17 protein-coding genes are annotated in these 18,274 nt (G+C 68.2%); 9 read left to right on the forward strand and 8 right to left on the reverse strand.

The features are described from left to right. Positions 1-2 precede the first annotated feature (2 nt). Together BCO18175_RS01025 and BCO18175_RS01030 are read right to left on the reverse strand one after the other, a co-directional pair. The gene (locus BCO18175_RS01025) at positions 3-1,640 is read right to left on the reverse strand and encodes a CHAD domain-containing protein (RefSeq protein ID WP_174978991.1); all 1,638 of its coding nucleotides are present in this window, start codon (positions 1,638-1,640) and stop codon (positions 3-5) included. Between the two features lie 126 nt (positions 1,641-1,766). Further along, positions 1,767-2,150, reverse strand: coding sequence for a tautomerase family protein (locus BCO18175_RS01030; protein ID WP_011355834.1), 384 nt, complete (start codon positions 2,148-2,150; stop codon positions 1,767-1,769). Positions 2,151-2,265: 115 nt separating this feature from the next. Between BCO18175_RS01030 and BCO18175_RS01035 the strand changes: the two genes are divergently transcribed. The 5 genes from BCO18175_RS01035 (at position 2,266) to BCO18175_RS01055 (ending at position 6,962) form a co-directional block, all read left to right on the forward strand. Continuing rightward, positions 2,266-3,123: a LysR family transcriptional regulator gene (locus tag BCO18175_RS01035; protein WP_174978992.1), complete on the forward strand. Its 858-nt coding sequence runs from the start codon at positions 2,266-2,268 to the stop codon at positions 3,121-3,123. A 41-nt stretch (positions 3,124-3,164) separates the two neighbouring features. Further along, positions 3,165-4,088 carry a DMT family transporter gene (locus BCO18175_RS01040; protein ID WP_174978993.1) on the forward strand — a complete coding sequence of 308 codons (924 nt, stop codon included), beginning with the start codon at positions 3,165-3,167 and terminating at the stop codon, positions 4,086-4,088. A 67-nt stretch (positions 4,089-4,155) separates the two neighbouring features. Beyond that, positions 4,156-4,935 carry a sensor histidine kinase gene (locus tag BCO18175_RS01045; protein WP_174978994.1) on the forward strand — a complete coding sequence of 260 codons (780 nt, stop codon included), beginning with the start codon at positions 4,156-4,158 and terminating at the stop codon, positions 4,933-4,935. Positions 4,936-5,011: 76 nt separating this feature from the next. Continuing rightward, complete coding sequence (locus BCO18175_RS01050) at positions 5,012-6,355, forward strand: hemolysin family protein (RefSeq protein WP_174919047.1); 1,344 nt, start codon at positions 5,012-5,014, stop codon at positions 6,353-6,355. A gap of 22 nt (positions 6,356-6,377) precedes the next feature. Further along, complete coding sequence (locus BCO18175_RS01055; RefSeq protein ID WP_174978995.1) at positions 6,378-6,962, forward strand: thiamine phosphate synthase; 585 nt, start codon at positions 6,378-6,380, stop codon at positions 6,960-6,962. Between the two features lie 70 nt (positions 6,963-7,032). Here BCO18175_RS01055 and BCO18175_RS01060 read toward each other — a convergent pair whose 3' ends face one another. Beyond that, complete coding sequence (locus tag BCO18175_RS01060; RefSeq protein ID WP_174979569.1) at positions 7,033-8,685, reverse strand: DUF3459 domain-containing protein; 1,653 nt, start codon at positions 8,683-8,685, stop codon at positions 7,033-7,035. 309 nt (positions 8,686-8,994) lie between these two features. On the opposite strand from BCO18175_RS01060, the gene BCO18175_RS01065 reads away from it, so the two are divergent. Together BCO18175_RS01065 and BCO18175_RS01070 are read left to right on the forward strand one after the other, a co-directional pair. Continuing rightward, positions 8,995-9,702 carry a class I SAM-dependent methyltransferase gene (locus tag BCO18175_RS01065; RefSeq protein ID WP_174978996.1) on the forward strand — a complete coding sequence of 236 codons (708 nt, stop codon included), beginning with the start codon at positions 8,995-8,997 and terminating at the stop codon, positions 9,700-9,702. 125 nt (positions 9,703-9,827) lie between these two features. After that, complete coding sequence (locus BCO18175_RS01070; protein WP_174978997.1) at positions 9,828-10,496, forward strand: glutathione S-transferase; 669 nt, start codon at positions 9,828-9,830, stop codon at positions 10,494-10,496. A 12-nt stretch (positions 10,497-10,508) separates the two neighbouring features. Here BCO18175_RS01070 and BCO18175_RS01075 read toward each other — a convergent pair whose 3' ends face one another. Beyond that, positions 10,509-11,162 (reverse strand): DUF1345 domain-containing protein, encoded by a 654-nt coding sequence (locus BCO18175_RS01075; RefSeq protein ID WP_174978998.1) that lies wholly within the window; start codon positions 11,160-11,162, stop codon positions 10,509-10,511. A gap of 139 nt (positions 11,163-11,301) precedes the next feature. On the opposite strand from BCO18175_RS01075, the gene BCO18175_RS01080 reads away from it, so the two are divergent. Then, entirely contained in the window at positions 11,302-12,033 is a 732-nt protein-coding gene (locus BCO18175_RS01080) for a metallophosphoesterase (RefSeq protein WP_174978999.1), read from the forward strand. A gap of 24 nt (positions 12,034-12,057) precedes the next feature. Here BCO18175_RS01080 and BCO18175_RS01085 read toward each other — a convergent pair whose 3' ends face one another. Further along, positions 12,058-12,753, reverse strand: coding sequence for an RES family NAD+ phosphorylase (locus BCO18175_RS01085; RefSeq protein ID WP_174919057.1), 696 nt, complete (start codon positions 12,751-12,753; stop codon positions 12,058-12,060). A 2-nt stretch (positions 12,754-12,755) separates the two neighbouring features. Continuing rightward, positions 12,756-13,175 (reverse strand): MbcA/ParS/Xre antitoxin family protein, encoded by a 420-nt coding sequence (locus tag BCO18175_RS01090; protein ID WP_174919053.1) that lies wholly within the window; start codon positions 13,173-13,175, stop codon positions 12,756-12,758. Positions 13,176-13,409: 234 nt separating this feature from the next. On the opposite strand from BCO18175_RS01090, the gene BCO18175_RS01095 reads away from it, so the two are divergent. Continuing rightward, positions 13,410-14,192, forward strand: coding sequence for an ABC transporter substrate-binding protein (locus tag BCO18175_RS01095; protein ID WP_174979000.1), 783 nt, complete (start codon positions 13,410-13,412; stop codon positions 14,190-14,192). Positions 14,193-15,276: 1,084 nt separating this feature from the next. Here the strand turns inward: BCO18175_RS01095 and BCO18175_RS01100 are convergent. Then, positions 15,277-16,758, reverse strand: a complete 1,482-nt coding sequence (locus tag BCO18175_RS01100) for a sigma-54 dependent transcriptional regulator (protein ID WP_174979571.1) — start codon at positions 16,756-16,758, stop codon at positions 15,277-15,279. 450 nt (positions 16,759-17,208) lie between these two features. After that, on the reverse strand, positions 17,209-18,126 hold the full coding sequence (locus BCO18175_RS01105) for a metal-dependent hydrolase (protein ID WP_174979001.1): 918 nt from the start codon (positions 18,124-18,126) through the stop codon (positions 17,209-17,211). Between the last annotated feature and the right edge of the window lie 148 nt (positions 18,127-18,274).

An 18,274-nucleotide genomic window follows, 5' to 3' on the forward strand; every position in this document is an offset into this window, starting at 1 on the left:
GGTCAACTCGGCTTGCCGTCGAGCTTCGGCGGCCGCAGGCTGGCCAGCAGCGTCTCAGCGTCGCGCGCCGCGCGCTGCTCGAGCGCCGCGCCGTAGCCGCGCACGAAACCGAGCTGGTACGGCGGCGCCGCGAGTTTTTCGAGGTGATGCAGCGCGACCATCGTGTCGTTCGCTTCGCCGAGCACGCTCTGCACGCGCGTGAGCGTCTTGACCGTCTCGGTGCGCGTGCGGCGCGACGCCAGCGACGCGAAGAATTCGAGCGCATAGCGCAGCCGCTTCGCATCGATCCGCACCTGATGGCGCGCGGCCGTGTCGAGCGACGTGAGCGACGGCGACGCGTAGAGATGACCGAACAGCCGCCGCACGCGCTTCGTCGCGTGGCGCCGCAGCGACGGTGCGTCGCCGTCTTCGGCGGACGGCAGCGCAAGCGAGCCCAGCCATTCGAGCCAGCCGAGCGTCAGCCTTGCATAGCGGGCCGAATGCAGCGCCTGCCGCAGCTCGACCCGCGCAGCCGTGCACTGCGCGCGCGCGGCATCGAGCGTGCCGTTCCACTCGCCGTCGCCACCGTCGGCCGCGATCAGCGCGGGCAGGCTTTCGGTCGCGAACACGTCCCAGTCGCGCACCGTGCCGAGCAGCGAGGCAAGCCAGCGCAGGTCGACACCGAGCGTGTCCCGCCACTGGCGGTCGGCAAAGATCGGGAAGAAACGCATCAGCGTGCGCAGGCGGCGCAGCGCGACACGCATCTGGTGCACGAATTCGGGATCGTCGTGCTCGAGCACGCCGCCTTCGTTGCCGAGCCATTGCGCGGTGATGTCGCCGGACAGCGCGAACAGCGCGGCGCGCTGCGTGCGCACGCCGGCCAGGTCGACGAGCTTTGCCTTGACGGGCCCGTCGGCGGCCGGCTCGGCCGCACATGCGCGATCGATCACGCTCGTCAGCTGCGCGAATGCGGGCCACGCGCCGCTCAATTCGCGCGCCGCGGCAAACAGCGCGTGCAGCGCGGCCGTGCGCGCGGGCAAGGTTTCCCAGTCGGGTGCGGTGAGACGCAGCTCGACATAGCGGCGCGGCGGCTCGCTACCGTGATGCAGCGTGACGTCGTCGAGCGTCATCTCGACCACGACACCGCTGTCGTCGGCCCAGCGCCCGCGCCGCCGTTCGCTGACGAGGCGCAACGCGGACGATTCCGGCTGGGTAGCGACCTCCTCCGGGCGCCCGGCCGAATCCGGCGCGGTGCCGTCGATTTCCCCTGTCGCGACGACGGCCTCGGCTGCGACGGCCGCCTCGGGTACGGGCAGCGGCATCGCGACGACGATGCCCGCATGCTCCGCGTCGAACAGTTCGCGCGCCGTGACACCTGGCGCAAACGCCTTCGTGCGCGATGCGACGACCCGCCTGCCGTGCGCATTCGACTCGACCCACGTCCACCAGCTTGCGCCGGGGCTCGGCTCGGCCTCCTCGATCTGGCACGGCTCGATCGTCACGCGCTCATGGCCGCGGCGCATCCGGACCTGCGGGCAGATCCGCCATGCGCGCACGAGTTCGGCGCCGAAATCACGCTGCGCGCCGCGGGCGCGACTTGCGGCCTTGACCGGCCACCCTTCCAGTGACAGCGACAACACGATTTCCAGCACACGCGACATGGAGGCTCCTGCACATGAAGAATCGCCGGCGCATCGACCGCGCCGGCGTCGTCCGTGAAGCTGCTTCCATAGTACACGTCGCCAAAACTCGCGGGCGACGATCTGGCCCTGTCGTGCTGTCGCAGGTCAAACGGCGTATTGCGCGAGGCCGTTGCCGAACGACCAGTCCTCCTTCAGCACCTCGACAAGACTGATGAATACGTCCTGCTGCCGCACGCCGGGCTGCTGCGCGAGGTTGTCCGCAATCGCCCGGTACAGCGCCCGTTTCTGCTCGAGCGTGCGTGTGTTGTTCGCGGTGATCTGGATCATCACGAGATCGTCGCTGCGCTCGATATCGAGGTAATGGCGACCGAACACGAAGTTCTCGGCCGCATGCTCGGTGACGACCATGAAGATGTCGTCCTCGGGCACGTTGAACGTATGCATCAGCGCGCGATGCACGCCGTCGACGAGCGCCGCGCGGTAGGCGGCCGGTTTGCCTTCGCGGACTGCGATACGGGTGAATGGCATGGTCCTGCTCCTGTCGGTGAAGTTGGCGTTGAAGAACGAAAACACAGCGTCAGGTTAGGCTCGCCGAACTATAATGAACAGTCATCGATAGATATTTCATCTATTTACATCTGAAATGAAAGTCCTTGATCTCGATGCTGTACGCGCGTTCGTGCTGGTCGCCGATCTCGCCAGCTTCACACGCGCCGCCGATGCGCTCGGCACCACGCAGTCGGCCGTCAGCCTGAAGCTGAAGCGGCTGGAGGCACACCTCGGCAAGCCGCTGCTCGCGCGCACGCCACGTGTCATCAAGCTGGCCGCCGACGGCGAGAATTTCCTGCCGGCCGCCCGCGCGCTGCTCGACGCGCACGATCACGCGCTCGGCGCGATCTCGGCCGGCACGCACCGGCTGTCGCTCGGCGTCAGCGAGCATGTCGCGGTGCCCGACCTGCCGGCCGTGCTCACGAGCCTGCATCGGCAGGATCCGGGGTTGTCGCTCGAAATGCATCTCGGAACGTCGACGAACCTGCTCGCGCAATACGACGAACGCCGGTTCGATGCGGTGATCGTGCGGCACGAGCCGGGCGAAGACCCGCCGCGCGAAGACGGCACGCTGCTGTTTTCCGAACCGCTGGCCTGGCTCGCCGCACCGGACTGGGTGCCGCGCGCGGGCGAACCGCTGCCGCTCGCGGTGCTGGCCGGCCCGTGCGGCGTGCGGGCCGCCGCGCTGCGCGCGCTCGACCATGCGGGGCGGCCGTGGCGGGAGCGCTTTACGGGCGGCGGCGTGGCGGCGGTCACGGCCGCCGCTGCCGCGGGGCTCGCCGTCTGCCCGCTCGCGCGGCGGGTCGCGCCGCGCACGCTGGTCGACGTCGGCGCAAAGTTCGGGCTTCCGCCGCTGCCGCTGTCGCAGGTCGTGCTGTATTCGCGCGTGCGCGACGCACGCGCCGGCGCTGCATTGCGCAGGTTTGCCGACAGCCTTGCAATCTCGGCGTAAACTAGCGGATTACGCCGCCCGCAATCTCCAGAAGAATTCCAATGAAATCCGACGCCCGCAAGCACCTCCGTGCCAACCTGCTGATGCTCGCCGCCGCCGCGATCTGGGGCTCGGCTTTCGTCGCGCAACGCCTGAGCCTCGACGTGATCGGGCCGTTCCTGTTCACGGGGCTCCGCTTCCTGCTCGGCGCGCTGGTGCTGGTGCCGCTGCTGATGCTGAACACGGCGTCGCGCACGCAACTCGCGGCGATCCGCCGTGAACCGAAGCTGCTGCTGCCGGGCCTCGCGCTCGGCGGGCTGCTGGCGGTATCGATTTCGCTGCAGCAGATCGGCCTGCAGTACACGCGCATCGCCAACGCGGGCTTCATCAGCTCGCTGTACGTCGTGATCGTGCCGCTGATGGGCGTGTTCGCACGTCACCGGATCGGCCCGGGCACGTGGTTCGGCGCGCTGCTCGCGGCGATCGGCCTGTATTTCCTCAGCATCAACGAGCACTTCTCGGTGCTGTACGGCGACTGGTTCCAGCTCGCCGGCGCCGTGATCATCGCCGCGCACGTGATGGCCGTCGGCCATTTCGCGAAGCGCCACAATCCGCTCGTGCTCGCGTTCCTGCAGTTCGTCGTATGCGGCGCGGCGTGCCTCGCGGTCGGCCTCGTCATCGAGCCGGTCAGCGGCGCGATGCTGCGCAACGCACTGCCGACGCTGCTGTATGGCGGCCTGCTGTCGGTCGGCGTCGGCTATACGCTGCAGGTCGTCGCACAACGCGACGCGGCACCGGCGCACGCGGCCGTGATCTTCAGCATGGAAGGCGTGTTCGCGGCGATCGCCGGCTGGGCCGCGCTCGGCGAAACGCTGACGCTGCGCGCGCTCATCGGCTGCGCGCTGATGCTGGCCGGCCTGCTCGCGTGCCAGCTGCTGCCGAACGGGGACGCCCGGAAAAAGGACGAGGACGCGCTGCCGGCGTGACACGCACCGTCCCTATAATGGCGGTTCGCGTGACTTCCACGCCAACCGCTTCCGACAGGCCAGCTCCGTGACGTCCACTTCCGTCGATCCCGCCGCCGACCTGCTGCGCGAACGCGCAGCGCATTACGCCACCCAGGCGGCGCTGTTCCTGCGCGACCAGGCGCTCTCCACCGCGTCGCACGACCTGCGCAGCCCGCTGAACGCCATGCATAGCTGGGCGTATGTGCTCGAGCGCCAGCTCGCCAACGCCGATCCGAACCTGCAGCGCGCGCTCGCGGGCATCCGCACGGGCATCGACCAGCAGGTCGCGCTGATCGACAACGTGCTCGACGCGCCGCGCGCGGATTCGCGCACGCTCGCCCTCGAGCCGCAGCCGTTCGCGCTGCGCGCGCTGCTCGACGACACGATCGCGCTGGTCCGTTTCGCGCTCGCCGACGCACGGCAGGTCGCGCTCGACGCGACGCTGCCGGACGGCGAACCGTCGTTGACCACCGACCGCGAACGCATTGCTCAGGCGCTGTGGACGATGCTGACGGCGGCCGTCGAAGCGAGCGCCGCTGGCGGCCGCGTGGCGTTCGTGTGCGCACGCGACGGCGTGCAGTTCACCGCACGCGCCACCTGCACCGTCAACGCCGGCGCACTCGCCGATCCCGCGCAGCCGCACGCGTTCGAATCGTTCGCACGGCGCGAGCTGCTGCGCGAGCGCGACGCCAAGCGGATCGCCTGGATCCTCGCGCTTTGCCAGCGCGTCGCGCTCGCACACGGCGGCAGTTTCTCGCACGACGCGTTCGCCGATGGCGCAACCGCCACCCTCACCTTCTCCGTCCCCTGCGAGGCGCCGGTGTAAGCAATCGGCCGCCTGATACATTACAAATTCCTTTCTGGCTCTATACTGATGGGCCTGTCATAACCGGAGTGATTCTTTGTTACAGATCTTCGCGCTCATCGGCGCGTTGTTCCTGGTGGCCCTGAACGGGTTCTTCGTCGCGGCCGAATTCGGCCTCGTCAAACTGCGCGCCACGCGCGTCAAGACACTGGCCCGCAAGCACGGCCTGCGCGGCCGCATCCTCGGCATCGTGCACGGCCGCCTCGACGCGTATCTTTCCGCGTGCCAGCTCGGCATCACGCTCGCGTCGCTCGGCCTCGGCTGGGTCGGCGAACCGGCCTTCGCACAACTGCTCGGCCCGCTGCTCGACCTGATCGGCGTGCAGTCCGAACGCGTCGTGCACCTGATCTCGCTCGTGTTCGCGTTCTCGCTGATCTCGTTCCTGCACATCGTCGTCGGCGAGCTGGCGCCGAAATCGATGGCGATCCGCCAGTCGGAGAAGGTCGGCCTGTGGGTCGCGCTGCCGCTCTACGCGTTCTACTGGGCGATGTATCCGGCGATCTGGGTGCTCAACAACAGCGCCAACGCGGTGCTGCGGCTCGCGGGGCTGTCCGCCGACCACGGCGGCGACGCCCACTATTCGACCGACGAGCTGAAGCTGATCCTGCGCAGCCGCCGCAGCACGGCCGGCAATCCGGCCCAGCCGGCTCGCGGCACGTACAGCAACGACGAGTGGAATACGCTCGCGCATTCGCTCGATTTTTCGTCGATGACCGTGTCGGACCTGATGCGGCCGGCCCATGAAATGATCGGGCTGCGCCGCGACCTGCCGCTGCCGGACAACATGGAAATCGTCGCGCGCCACCGCTTCAGCCGCTATCCGCTGTTCGAGGATGCATCGCGCGAGCAGGTGAGCGGGCTGATCCACCTGAAGGACCTGCTGCTCGCACGTCACGCGGGCGCGGCGCTCGAAGACCTGTCCGACTACGTGCGCCCCGTGCAGTACGTGAGGCCCGACACGCCGGCGCTCGACCTGTTCCGCCGCTTCCGCAAGGGCGCGCCGCACTTCGCGCTGGTCGGCAACAAGGGCGAGAAGCCGATCGGCTTCCTGACGCTCGACAACCTGCTCGGCGCGCTGGTCGGCCAGATCCACGACGAGTTCCGCCAGGGCGACGCCGACTGGAGCCGCCTCGACGACGGCACGCTGATGGGCAAGGGCAGCCTGCCCGTCGTGTCGCTCGAGCAGGCGCTCGGCATCGACATCGACGAAGGTCGCGCGGAATCGGTCGGCGGCCTCGTGATCCAGGCGCTCAGCGACCTGCCGACCGAAGGGCAGCGCGTGTCGTTCGACCGCTTCGACGTCGTCGTGAAGAAGATGAACGGGCCGCGCATCGTGCTCGTGCGCGTCTACCCGAAGATCGCGAAAGAGGCCGACGAATGACGGCCGCGCTTCGCCGCACGCGATGAACGCCGCGCTGCCGCGCTGCTGCGTGATCACGCCGGAACCGGCGTCCGCGTCGGCGGCCGATTGCGCGGCGTTCCTCGACCGGCTGTCGGCCGTGCTCGCGCGCGGCGAGACGCTCGTGCAACTGCGCGTGAAATCGTTCGACGCAGGCGCGTTCGTTTCACTCGCCGCCGAAGCGCTCGCGCGCTGCGACGCGGCCGGCGCACACCTGATGCTGAACGGCCCGATCGATGCGGCCGGCGTGATGCGGCTCGACGGCGCCGGCTGGCATCTCGACGGCACCGCATTGCGCACCGCCGCGCAGCGGCCATTGCCGGCCGGAAGATGGGTGTCCGCCGCCTGTCACACGCGCGACGACCTGCTGCTGGCCGCTCACGCCGGCGCGGATTTCGTCACGCTGTCACCCGTGTTGCCGACGCTCAGCCATCCCGGTGCGCCGACGCTCGGCTGGGCGCTGTTCGAAACGCTGGCCGCCGAAGCCGCGATGCCCGTCTTCGCGCTCGGCGGCATGACGCGCACGCACCTCGACGATGCACGCCGCCACCGCGCATACGGCATCGCGGGCATTCGCGGGTTCTGGTAGTTCGGGATTTCCTGCGGGGCAGCCGGGCGCGAATGCGCCCGGCCTCTCGGACTCTCAAGCGCTCACATCGTCATGCGTTCAGGTTCGGACGCATTCCGCGCCACGTGCCGTCATCGATGCGACGCGCATCGTGCGTGAGCGCATAGCGGTTGACGTCACCCGTCAGCCACGCAACGAGCGCATACGGCGGCAACACCCCTTCATCGACCCGGTCGCGCGCACGCGCCGGCGTCTCGAACACGACTCGCCCTTTCGGTGCGTCGAACGGCAGCGCCTCGGGCGACAGGTTCAACGCAATCGTCAGCGTCTCGTCGTCGGCGAGCCGCCATGACGCGAGCAGCGCGTCGGCATCGCCGTCGCCGTCCGACTTCAGCGCACGCGCATCCTGCGGCCGGCAATCGGACAGCCGCGGTGCGATCAGCTTCGCGCGCACCGCAAGTGCCGACTGCACGAAATGCGCGCGATCGATGTCGCGCGCGGTTTCGTCGAAGATCAACGGAATCTGCGGCGTGAGCAGCGACAGCGCAAGTGCGGCCAGACCGGCCTCCTGCCCGTGGTCGCCCTGCCCGCTGTCGCGCCACGCGCCATCGGACAGCACCAGCGACGTCAACGACAGCCCGCTGTCGGCAACCATGCCTTCTCCCGACCCGGCCGGCTGGAACGCGGCACCGGCCGCGGTCAGCGCGCGGGCGAGCGTGTGGATCGACTGGTGCGTGGAAATGCCTTCGTGGGCCGACGTGTCGCGCCCCGTCAGCCGGTGCAGCGCGCGTTCGCCGCACCCGTTCCACTGTGCATCGAAATGGGTGTCGGCAAGATGCGCCGGATGTCGCTCGCTGCCAAGTACGAGATGGATGAACCGGTCGGCCGGCACGGCCGCGCGCACGCGATCCGCGATCTCGCGCAGCCACGACACACCGATCCGGTCGGCTTCGCGCAGGCGCAGCCCGTCGCAACGGTATTCGTCGATCCAGTACAACGCGTTGTCGCAGAAGAAATCGCAGACTTCCGGATGATCGAGCGCGAGCGGCGGCGCCTGCAGCGGATCGTCGCGCGTATGGAAGAACGGCGCCGCGTAGTGGCGCAGCGCATCGGTGCCGCTGCCGAAGCGCGCATAGTCGAGCTCGAGCAGCACCGCAAGGCCGTAGCCGTGGGCATCGTCGATTAGCGCCTTCAGCGCGTCGGGGCCGCCTTCGACCGCGAGCGGCGCGAACGGCAGGCTGTCGTGCGGCGACGCGAGCAGCTCCAGCGCGGTCACGCCGAGGCGCGCGAGTTGCGGCAGGCGCCGGCGCACGCCGTCGAAGCCGCCCACCGCGTGCGGGCGAATCGCATAGAGCGCGATGTCTTCCCATGCGCGCCCGTGCCAGAACGTGTTGCGCCACGTGAACGCGCGCGGATCGACGACCTCGCTCGGGCCGTTGAGCCCTTCGGGTTGCGAGCGCGACGCGGGATCGGGAATCGATACCGTATCGTCGAGGCGATAGCGGTAAAGCGCACCCGCACCACAATCGGCAAAGACTTCGAACCAGTTCGTGCCGGCCGCCGTCATCGGGACGAACAACGGGCCGAAGCCGGTATCGAGTTCGAGCTGGACCTGCGTGCTGCCCGGCGCCCACACGCGAAAGTGCGTGCGCGGCGTCGCGCAGAGCGCGCCACAGGGCTGTGCGCCGAACGGCAAGCAGTGGATGTGGTGCTGCGCATACGGATCGTGCGGACAATCGGACATCATGCGCTCCTCGTGCGTGCCGAGCGGCATGGCCGCGCCAGCGGGGCGCGGCGCATCGGGGCCCGGCATGCGACGGCCAGGCGGGGGGAGAGAAACGAGTATGCGCCGGATTCGCCACCGCGATGCATCGTTCCCGGACATTTTTAAATACGAATCGACCCCGGGAAAACCCGCAATCCGGCGGGCTCCGGCGAGTCAGGTAGCAGCCATACCGGAATGGCTGCTCGCCTTGTTGCACCGGCCGCGCACGCTTACGCTCTGCGCCATGCTCGCGGACACGTCGTCCGCGCCCGACCCGAGGAACCCGCCATGTCGCTTCCCGCCAGCGCCGCCAAATTCGATCCCGCACGCGCACACGAATACGCCGAGCAATCCCGCATCGCGCTCGCCGGCTACGATGCGTGCCACGAACTCACCGCGTGCATGCTCGCGTCGGCGATCGATGTGCCCGACGCACGGATTCTCGTCGCGGGCGCGGGCGGCACGGGGCAGGAAATCTGCGTGGCGGCCGCGCTCGAGCCGGGCTGGCGGTTCACGGCCGTCGACCCGTCCGCGCCGATGCTCGCGCTCGCACGTTCGAACGTCGAGGCCGCGGGATTCGGCGCGCGCACGGCGTTCGTCGAGGACGGTGTCGATGCGTTGCCCGATACGCCCGCGTTCGACGGCGCAACGCTGATCGGCGTGCTGCATCACGTCCCCGGCGACGAAGCGAAGGCAGCGCTGCTGCATGCGATCGCGCGGCGCCTGAAACCCGGCGCGCCGCTCGTGCTCGCCGGCAACCATCGCCGCTACGCGGACCACCCTCGCCTGCTCGACGCATGGCAGCAGCGCTGGCGCATGAAAGGCGCGACACCCGACGCGGTGCGCGCGCAGCTCGCGAAGATCCTGCAGGGCGCCGATCCGCCCGCGTCCGAGGAAGCCGTCTTCGACCTGCTGCGCGAGGCGGGCTTCGATGCGCCGCTGCGCTTTTTCGCGAGCCTGTTCTGGGGCGCGTGGATCGCGGTGCGGCGCGCGTGATGGATCGGGGCGGTCGGCCAGACGCGGTCGGCTGGACGCGGCCCGTCACGGCGCGCAACGCGTTTCGTGTGCGCGCCATACGCGGTGGGTATGATGTCGTTCCCGCCCCCACTTCCGGCGTCGCCATGCTCACCGTCCATCACCTGAACAACTCGCGCTCGCAGCGCGTGCTCTGGCTGCTCGAAGAACTGGATGTGCCGTACGAGATCGTGCGCTACGAACGCGATCCGAAAACGATGCTCGCGCCACCCGAGTTGCGTGCGATCCATCCGCTCGGCAAGTCGCCGGTCGTCACCGACGAAGGCCGCACGTACGCCGAATCGGGCGCGATCATCGAATACCTGGTCGAACGCTACGGCAACGGGCGCCTCGCGCCGCCGCCCGGCACGCCCGAGCGGCACGGCTACACGTACTGGCTGCACTACGCGGAAGGGTCGGCGATGCCGCCGCTGCTGCTCAAGCTCGTCGCGCTGCGAATCGCGCACGCGCCGATGCCGTTCTTCGCACGGCCGATCGCGCGCAAGATCGCCGACACGCTGCAATCGAGCTTCGTCGATCCGCAGATCGCGCTGCATCTCGGCTATCTCGACGACACGTTGAGCCGCACCGGCTGGTTCGTCGGCGACGGGTTCAGCGCAGCCGACATCCAGATGAGCTTTCCGCTCGAAGCCGCGACCGCGCGCGGGGGCGGCAGCCGGTATCCCGCGATCGCGCGCTTCCTCGATGCGATCCACGCGCGGCCCGCGTACCAGCGGGCGCTGGAGCGCGGCGGCCCGTACGACCTGCTCAAGTAGCCCTGGCCTGCGTCAGCTCAGCAGGCCCGCCGCGACGTTGATCGACAGCCCGAGCACGGCCATGTTGAAGTAGAACGACAGGATCGACTGCGCGAGCACCGAGCGCCGCGCGGAACGGTTCGTCAGCGACACGTCGGCGGTCTGCGACGCGACCGCGAGCGTAAACGCGAAATACAGGAAATCCCAGTAATCGGGCTCGGGGTTCTGGTCCGGGAAGCGCAGCGCGCGATCCTTGCTCGGCGAGCCGTAATAGAGCCGCGCATAGTGAAGCGTGAAGATCGTCGGGATCAGGAACCATGCGCCGAACAGCGTCGCGCCCGTGATCGCGTAGTGGCTGAGCCCCGCGCTGAAGCCGACGCTCTTGGCGGTCGCGAGTTCGATCGCGATCGCGGCGACGCTCGCGACGGTCGCGAGGCACACGACGGTCAGCACGGTCGTCGCGTTTTCATCCTCGCGGATCGCGATATCACGCACCTGGTGATGATGCGCGGTGATCATGCGCACCCACATCAGCACGAGATACAGCCAGATCGCGCAATCCCAGCCGATCAGCGCACGCACGGTCGGACGCAGCGAAAAAGGCAGCAGCACCGCGCACAGCACGCCGGCGACGAACGCCGCGACCATGCGCGGCCGGTTGCGTAATACCTGCGGATAAATCGTCATCGTGTGATTCCGAAAGCAAATGGAAAGGGTTCGGCCGGCGCGCGGGACGGCCCACCGCGCCGCACCGGTGGGGACTGCCCCGATTATCGTCATTCCATCGTGACGTGGCGATGGGGGCGCGAGCGCCTAAGATATTGGGATGACTGCCACCGCCCCCCTCTGCCACCATCCGGCGAACACGGCTGGCCGCGACTTCGCCGTCGGCGACCTGCACGGCTGCGTGGATGTGCTGCGCGCGCTGCTGCACGACATCCGCTTCGATCCGGCTCGCGACCGCCTGTTTTCGGTCGGCGACCTCGTCGACCGCGGCCCTGCCTCCGAAACCACGCTCGACCTGCTCGACCGCCCGTGGTGCCACGTCGTGCGCGGCAATCACGAGGAAGTGATGAGCCTCGTGGCGCGCGGCAAGCTGTCGCCCGACGCGTGGCGCGGGATCGGCGGCGACTGGGGCGCCGACCTGCCGCCGGAACGGTTGCACGCGCATGCGGCGCGCGTCGACGCGTTGCCGCTGGTGCGCGTGATCGGCGACGGCCCCGGGCGCTTCAACGTGCTGCACGCGGAATTCTTCGGCTCGGATGCCGATCTCGACACGGGCAGCTATTCGCACGACGTGCGCGAGCGGCTGATCTGGGGCCGCGATCTCGTCCAGGGGCTCGCCGATCCGGCGAGGCAGGCCGGACTGTCGCTGACCTGCACCGGGCACACGCCGGTGCGTGCGCCGCAGCGGATCGGCGCGCAGTGGTTCATCGACACGGGCGCGTTCGCGCCGGCCGGGCGGCTCACGCTCGCCGAGCCGCGCACCGGGCGCACGTGGTCGATGACGCAGGCCGAAGCGCGCGAACGCCACTCGGGCGACTGGCCGCTGCCCTGAGGCGCTGATGCCCGTGGGCGGGCCCTAGCCGACCTGGTTCAGTTCGAACACCGCATCGACGGCCGAGCCGTTCCAGTTGTATTCGAGGTACGCCGCGTGATGGCAGTCGCGCAGCAGCGCGGTGCGGAACGCCGCCAGGCACTCGCCGCGCGGGTCGCGCACCGACGGATAAACGATGCCCGCGCCGCCGGCATTGCGCACCGCGCGACCGAGCGCCTGCCCGGCGCTGTAATCGAGCGGATGCAGCAGCGCCGGATCGCGCTTCGGCCACACGCGTATATCGGCCACGTCGCCTTGCGCGATCACCGTATAGAGCCGCATCTGCTGGCGCATCGGCGGCTCCCTCGTCGCGGCCAGGAACAGCGCGCTGTGATAACGCGTTTCGGCGATCGCCGTGTCACGCGAACGCGCGCAGTAGAACACGCCGTAGCTGCCATCGGAGAAACGGCTGCCCTGCGGATTCAAGTGCGTGAACGCGGCCATGATCGGCCCCCAGCCCAGCCCGTAGCGGCGCTCGGCGGGCGGCACGAGGTCGAGCGTGCCGACTTCGTTGCGGATGCGGTCGTTGGTCAGCGATTCGAGCGCGTAAAGCGCGTCGAAATCGTCCGCCGAGGCCACGCGGTCGAACAGGTTGATCGCCGGAAAGCGAGTGGGGATCACGCGATAGGCGGGTGCCCAGTCGACCGCGGTCGTGGGCCATTGTTGTGCTTGGATCGGCATTGTCACGCCCAGCCACCTCGCATCGCGTCGAGATATTGCCGGACGGCGACCAGATCGCCGACGTTGCCGGCGAGCATCCGGTCGAGTGCGCGCCTGCCGCCGAACGGCGCCGCATCGTTGGGCCGCTTGACCCACGCATCGGCCGCGGCCGGCTGCGGCAGCAGGATCTGCAGCGCCTTGTAGATGCCGAGCAGCAGCGATAGCCGCTCGAGCGTATCGCGCGGCAGCCGCGCCGATTCCGGCGTGGACTTCCACTTGAAGAACGTCGAACGGCCGGGCGACCCGAGCAGCACGATCTGCTCGTCGATCGTCAGCTCCCAGTCGCGCGCGATGTTGAAAAACGCACGCAGGCCGGCCGCCGACATCTGCGCGACCGAGGCCTGCGGCGGGGCGGAATGCGATTCGTAGGCGGGCTGTGACATGATCGTTAGTCTCGAAACGAATTTACTAACAAGATTAGTCCATTTTCGTATTTTTGCAAGGGTCAAGACCCGTCGATTGGCGATTGCTTCCAACGAAACGATATTTTTTGTCCATTCTGGACTCGGATTTTATTTTCTGCGTTAATGACCGTGCGGACACCGCGCGCAGACGCGGCTCGGGTCCGTGAAACCGTGTCGCACAGAAACCGGAAGCACCCCGCCAAGGAACGCACCATGAAGAGACTGATTGCCGCTGTTTCGATCGCCCTGCTCGCGGTATCCGCAGGCCCCGCCGTCGCGAAGGACTGGACCACGATCCGCTTCGGCACCGATGCCAGCTACGCGCCGTTCGAGTCGAAGGCACCCGACGGCAAGCTCGTCGGTTTCGACATCGACCTCGGCAACGAGATCTGCGCGCGCCTGAAGGCGAAGTGCGTGTGGCTCGAGAACGATTTCGACGGGATGATTCCGGCGCTGAAGGCGAAGAAGTTCGACGCGGTGCTGTCATCGATGTCGATCACGCCGCAGCGCGCGCAGCAGATCGGCTTCACGACGAAGATCTACAACCAGCCGACGCGGCTCGTCGTGAAGAAGGGCTCGCCGCTGCTGCCGACGGCCGAATCGCTGAAGGGCAAATCGATCGGCGTCGAGCAGGGCACGACGCAGGAAACGTACGCGAAGGCGTACTGGGGCAAGCAAGGTGCGAACGTCGTGTCGTACCAGAACCAGGACGGCGTGTACGCGGACCTGACCTCGGGCCGCCTCGACGCGGCGCTGCAGGATGAAGTGCAGGCGGCCATCGGGTTCCTGAAATCGTCGCGCGGTGCGAACTACACGTTCGTCGGCCCCGAGCTCGTCGACGAGAAGGTGCTCGGCATCGGCGCGGGCATCGGGCTGCGCAAGGAGGACACCGACCTGAAGGCGAAGATCGACAGCGCAATCCTCGACATGGTCAAGGACGGCACCTACAAGCGGCTCGCGTCGAAGTACTTCGACTTCGACATCTACGGCGGCTGAAACGGCGTCGCGCGCGTACGGGCGCCACACCCGTCGCGCGCGTCCGACCGCCCCTCCCCTACAACCAGACGGCGAGCGCATGATGCCGTTTGCCGTCACATCGAATGCATCATCCGTCGTACGTGCGGCACGACGCTGCGCATTTCATTCGGATTGCAGATTGATCGTTCGCGGGGGCAATGCCCGGCGCGAACAGCAATCGTGCTGCTTCAGTCAGTAGGCGAATATCGGGCGTCGAGGTACCGGCGCCCGTGCGCACATGCCCTTGCGAATCGGGTTCGCGTGCAGGAAAGTGCCGACCCGGCGCGGATGACCGGCAATCAGCCGGATCCGCCTCGCACCGGGCGCGGAGAGATGGCCTGTCGATGCATGCCGGCCGGCTGCGAGAACGACGTTGGATCGGCGATGCTCCGAGTCACTGCGATCGCGGCCTGCTTGCCGCAGTGTGTAGCGATCGTTCATTTTTCTTCCCCGTATCAGTCTGATGGTTGTTCCGGCAACCGGACGAAGCCGGTGCTCCGACGATCAGATGACGACGCTCCGTGCTCGCCGGAACGCGGCTGTCGTGCCGCGCTCCGCCGCCGCATCCCCGCGGACTGTGTCCTGGCCGGTACTGACAGGGTTCGCTGCCGAACCGGACGGACCTTGCATCGTCGACTTTCGCAAGACCACTTTCGCAAGGAGCGGGCCAGCTTCGCGCAAGCCCGCCCGGACAAGGGGTTGACCGGGCAGCATGGCGGCCGGAACGGGTGCGGAAGGCGGGAAGTTACGAAACTGAAACACGCGGCGCACGGCACGCAGCGGCCACGTGGCGGCCCTGCCTTGCCGGATAAGGCTGAACAATGGAGCACGGCATTTTTACCGATGGACGGCCGGCCGCTCACCCTGATTCGCCGCGCAAATTTGCCTGGCTGCCGAAGCGAAATGTTTCATGCGCTTTACATGCTGTCGGCGGCCCGCGAGCCGCGGGTTGTCCGCGCGTGGCGCAGCGCCGTAGTCGTGCCGTGCGTGCCGCCCGTCACGTTCTTGCTGCACCGGCCCTGGACCGATCGCCGCCCCGGTTCACGCGTCGCGCGTGCACCGCTCAGCCGACCCGCTGATGCCCTGCGTCGCCGGACGGCGTGCCGTCATGCCCGCCGTTGTCGCCGTTCCCGCCGCTGTTGTCGTGATCGTTCAACCCGTGCTCGATCATCATCCGGTAGAGCGTCACGCGCGATATGCCGAGTTCGGCAGCGGCCTTGTTGATGCGGTGGTCGTTGCGCAGCAGCGCATTCTCGATCGCGGTGCGCTCGGCGAGCGCCCGCGCCTGTTCGAGCGTCACGGGCTCGGTTTCGCCCGGCGTGTCGAGCCCGAGATCGTGCGGCGTCAGCAGCCTGCTCTCGGCCATCACGATCGCGCGCCGCACGCGGTTGATCAGCTCGCGCACGTTGCCGGGCCACTCGTAGCGCCGCATCGCGTCGAGCGCGGCCGACGTGAAGCCGCTGATCTTGCGGCCGCTGTCGGCCTTGTACTTCTGCAGCACGTAATGCGCGAGGATGTCGATGTCCTTGCCGCGTGCGCGCAGCGGCGGCTCGTGGATGCGCAGCACGCACAGGCGGTGATAAAGGTCCGCGCGGAAGCGTCCGGCCTCGACCGCGCCGTCGAGATCCACGTGGGTGGCCGAGATGATCCGCACATCGACCGGAATCGATTCCTGCCCGCCGAGCCGCTCGATCTTCCCTTCCTGCAGGAAACGCAGCAGACTTGCCTGGCTTTCGACCGGCATGTCGCCGATTTCGTCGAGAAACAGCGTGCCGCCGTTTGCGGATTCGATCCGGCCCGCACGCCGCTGGTTCGCGCCGGTGAACGCACCGCGTTCGTAGCCGAACAGTTCCGACTGCAGCAGATGATGCGGAATCGCGCCGCAATTGATCGCGACGAACGGCCCCTTGCCGCGGCCGGAGCGCTCGTGAATCGCGAGCGCCGTCAGCTCCTTGCCGGTGCCCGACTCGCCCGAGATGAACACGCTCGCGTCGGTCTTTGCGACCTTGCGGATCGTGCTGAACAGCTGCTGCATCGCCTCGCAGTTGCCGATCATCCCGTGTTCGCCGATCGACGCCGCATAGGCCGCGCCGTCGACGCGATCGAGCGCGGCCATCCCGCGCGCATGGCCGAGCACGTGCGAAATCCATTCGTAGGGCAACGGAAGGGTCACGTAATCGAAGCAGTAGCTGCGGATCAGTTCGCGCACGGCGGGGCCGATCGTGATGCCGGCCTGCGCAATGGAAATCCAGCCGATCGCCGGCTGGCTCAGGCACGCCTTCAGCGCGGGATAATCGCGCGACGTAAACCCGGTGAAATCGACCAGACCGGCGGCGACGGTCACGCCGGACGTCATGTTCTGCGCGGCGCCGGCCGTCTTCGCGACGGAGATTTCCCAGCCGAGCCCGCGCAGTTGCGCAAGCAACGGCTCGTCGGGCGAACGCATGATCACGAACAGCTTGCGTCCGTCTTCGGGCGCGGTGACGGACACATGCGTCGTCTCGGACACCGCTTGCCCGTTTGCGTCAGGTGACCTAGCAACCATCGTTGTTCCCCGCTTGGCGTTGGTATCGCGCCGGCTCGCCGTCGCACGCGACGGACCTCGATAGAACCGACATATTGGCCGCATTTCCGTCCGAATAAAATCCCCCCGCGCACGAATCACGCGAGAGGTGGACATTGTCATGAACGGTATATCGATGCGGCCGACGCAAGGCTAGATGGGTGTTATCCCGGTGGCGTACGCGGCGCGAACCCTGAACGGGCGGCTGCGCGGCGCGCAAAGCCGCGCCGGTGCTGGCGCATGGCGTTCGCGGGCGATGCGCTGCACGGAGGATCGGCCCGCCCGCGCATGCGTGCGCAGCCGGTCGAGCGGCCGGCCGGACGCCCGCGCAGCCGGTTCGAATTGACTTCGGTCAATCGTCAGAGGAAGCCGGCTGATGCACGAATGCAACATGCGCGGCCCGATGCCGCGCGCGCCGGCGCATCGGCGGCTTCAGCGGCCCGATGCGAGCGGTGCCGGCGCGTTCGCGCGACCGCGGCCGGCCGGCGTGCCGCCGTGTTCGCCGTAGGCGGCGGCGAGCGCGTCGACCCGCGCCAGATGGTGGTGGTTGTCGTGATCCCACGGATGGAAGCCCGGCCGGAAGAAGCTCAGCCATTCGCCGGCGATGCGCGGGAACAGCCCGCGGCGCGGCCCGTACAGGAACGCGATCATCCGCAGCATGCCGCGCACGTGATGGCCGGCGCCGCGATCGCGCCACAACAGCGTCGCGTGCATCAGGAACACGGTCGGCCAGAACGTCAGCGTCGTCAGCAGATACACGCCGATGCGGATCAGGTAACGGCGCAGCCCCGGTTCCATCGCGGCGTTCCATACGTCGAACGACACGGCCTTGTGCTCGGTTTCCTCGAGTGCGTGCCAGATCCACATCTGGCGGTAGCCCTCTACCGAGCCGTCGAGGCGCGTCGGGTCGCGCAGCAGCCAGTCGGCAAGCATCGCCGTGTAGTGCTCCGCCGCGACCGTATGCGCGAGCTGCACCGAATGCGGGAGCTTGCGCTTCATGTAGCCGAGCACCGTCCACACGCGCTTGTCGAGCTTGCGCGCGGGCAGGTGATTCGCCTGCATCAGCTCGTTGTACTCGATGTGCTCGCGCGTGTGCATCGCCTCCTGGCCGATGAAGCCGAGCACCTGCTGCTTCAGCACGGGATCGTCGATCCGGTCGCGGTAGTTGCGCACCGAATCCATGAAGAAACGCTCGCCGGCCGGGAACAGCAGCGACAACGCGTTGAAGAAATGGGTCACGTGCGACCCGAGGCCATGCCAGTCCTTCGCGCGTTCGACCGGCAGGTCGAAGCGCAGGTCGCGGCGCACCGGCATGATCCCGGCTGCGGTGGCGGAAGCGGCTGACTTCATGTTCATCGTTCTCCTGGTTCCGGAGCGGCCCGGCGCGTCACTCGACGCGGCCGGCGCGGGCCCGGGCGGCGCGTCGCGCACCGCCAAAATCTTGACATCGACAGATGTAAAGATAGGCCGCCCGCAGCGGCACGCGCAAGCTGCGCGG

Origin of the sequence: Burkholderia lata, assembly GCF_902499335.1 — a bacterium.
GTDB lineage: Bacteria > Pseudomonadota > Gammaproteobacteria > Burkholderiales > Burkholderiaceae > Burkholderia > Burkholderia lata_B.

Excerpts from the sequence above, each read along its gene's own strand:
- BCO18175_RS01025 (WP_174978991.1), bottom strand. The coding sequence starts at position 1,640 with ATGTCGCGTGTGCTGGAAATCGTGTTGTCGCTGTCACTGGAAGGGTGG.
- BCO18175_RS01030 (WP_011355834.1), bottom strand. The coding sequence starts at position 2,150 with ATGCCATTCACCCGTATCGCAGTCCGCGAAGGCAAACCGGCCGCCTAC.
- BCO18175_RS01035 (WP_174978992.1), top strand. The coding sequence starts at position 2,266 with ATGAAAGTCCTTGATCTCGATGCTGTACGCGCGTTCGTGCTGGTCGCC.
- BCO18175_RS01040 (WP_174978993.1), top strand. The coding sequence starts at position 3,165 with ATGAAATCCGACGCCCGCAAGCACCTCCGTGCCAACCTGCTGATGCTC.
- BCO18175_RS01055 (WP_174978995.1), top strand. The coding sequence starts at position 6,378 with ATGAACGCCGCGCTGCCGCGCTGCTGCGTGATCACGCCGGAACCGGCG.
- BCO18175_RS01060 (WP_174979569.1), bottom strand. The coding sequence starts at position 8,685 with ATGTCCGATTGTCCGCACGATCCGTATGCGCAGCACCACATCCACTGC.
- BCO18175_RS01065 (WP_174978996.1), top strand. The coding sequence starts at position 8,995 with ATGTCGCTTCCCGCCAGCGCCGCCAAATTCGATCCCGCACGCGCACAC.
- BCO18175_RS01070 (WP_174978997.1), top strand. The coding sequence starts at position 9,828 with ATGCTCACCGTCCATCACCTGAACAACTCGCGCTCGCAGCGCGTGCTC.
- BCO18175_RS01075 (WP_174978998.1), bottom strand. The coding sequence starts at position 11,162 with ATGACGATTTATCCGCAGGTATTACGCAACCGGCCGCGCATGGTCGCG.
- BCO18175_RS01080 (WP_174978999.1), top strand. The coding sequence starts at position 11,302 with ATGACTGCCACCGCCCCCCTCTGCCACCATCCGGCGAACACGGCTGGC.
- BCO18175_RS01085 (WP_174919057.1), bottom strand. The coding sequence starts at position 12,753 with ATGCCGATCCAAGCACAACAATGGCCCACGACCGCGGTCGACTGGGCA.
- BCO18175_RS01090 (WP_174919053.1), bottom strand. The coding sequence starts at position 13,175 with ATGTCACAGCCCGCCTACGAATCGCATTCCGCCCCGCCGCAGGCCTCG.
- BCO18175_RS01095 (WP_174979000.1), top strand. The coding sequence starts at position 13,410 with ATGAAGAGACTGATTGCCGCTGTTTCGATCGCCCTGCTCGCGGTATCC.
- BCO18175_RS01100 (WP_174979571.1), bottom strand. The coding sequence starts at position 16,758 with ATGGTTGCTAGGTCACCTGACGCAAACGGGCAAGCGGTGTCCGAGACG.
- BCO18175_RS01105 (WP_174979001.1), bottom strand. The coding sequence starts at position 18,126 with ATGAAGTCAGCCGCTTCCGCCACCGCAGCCGGGATCATGCCGGTGCGC.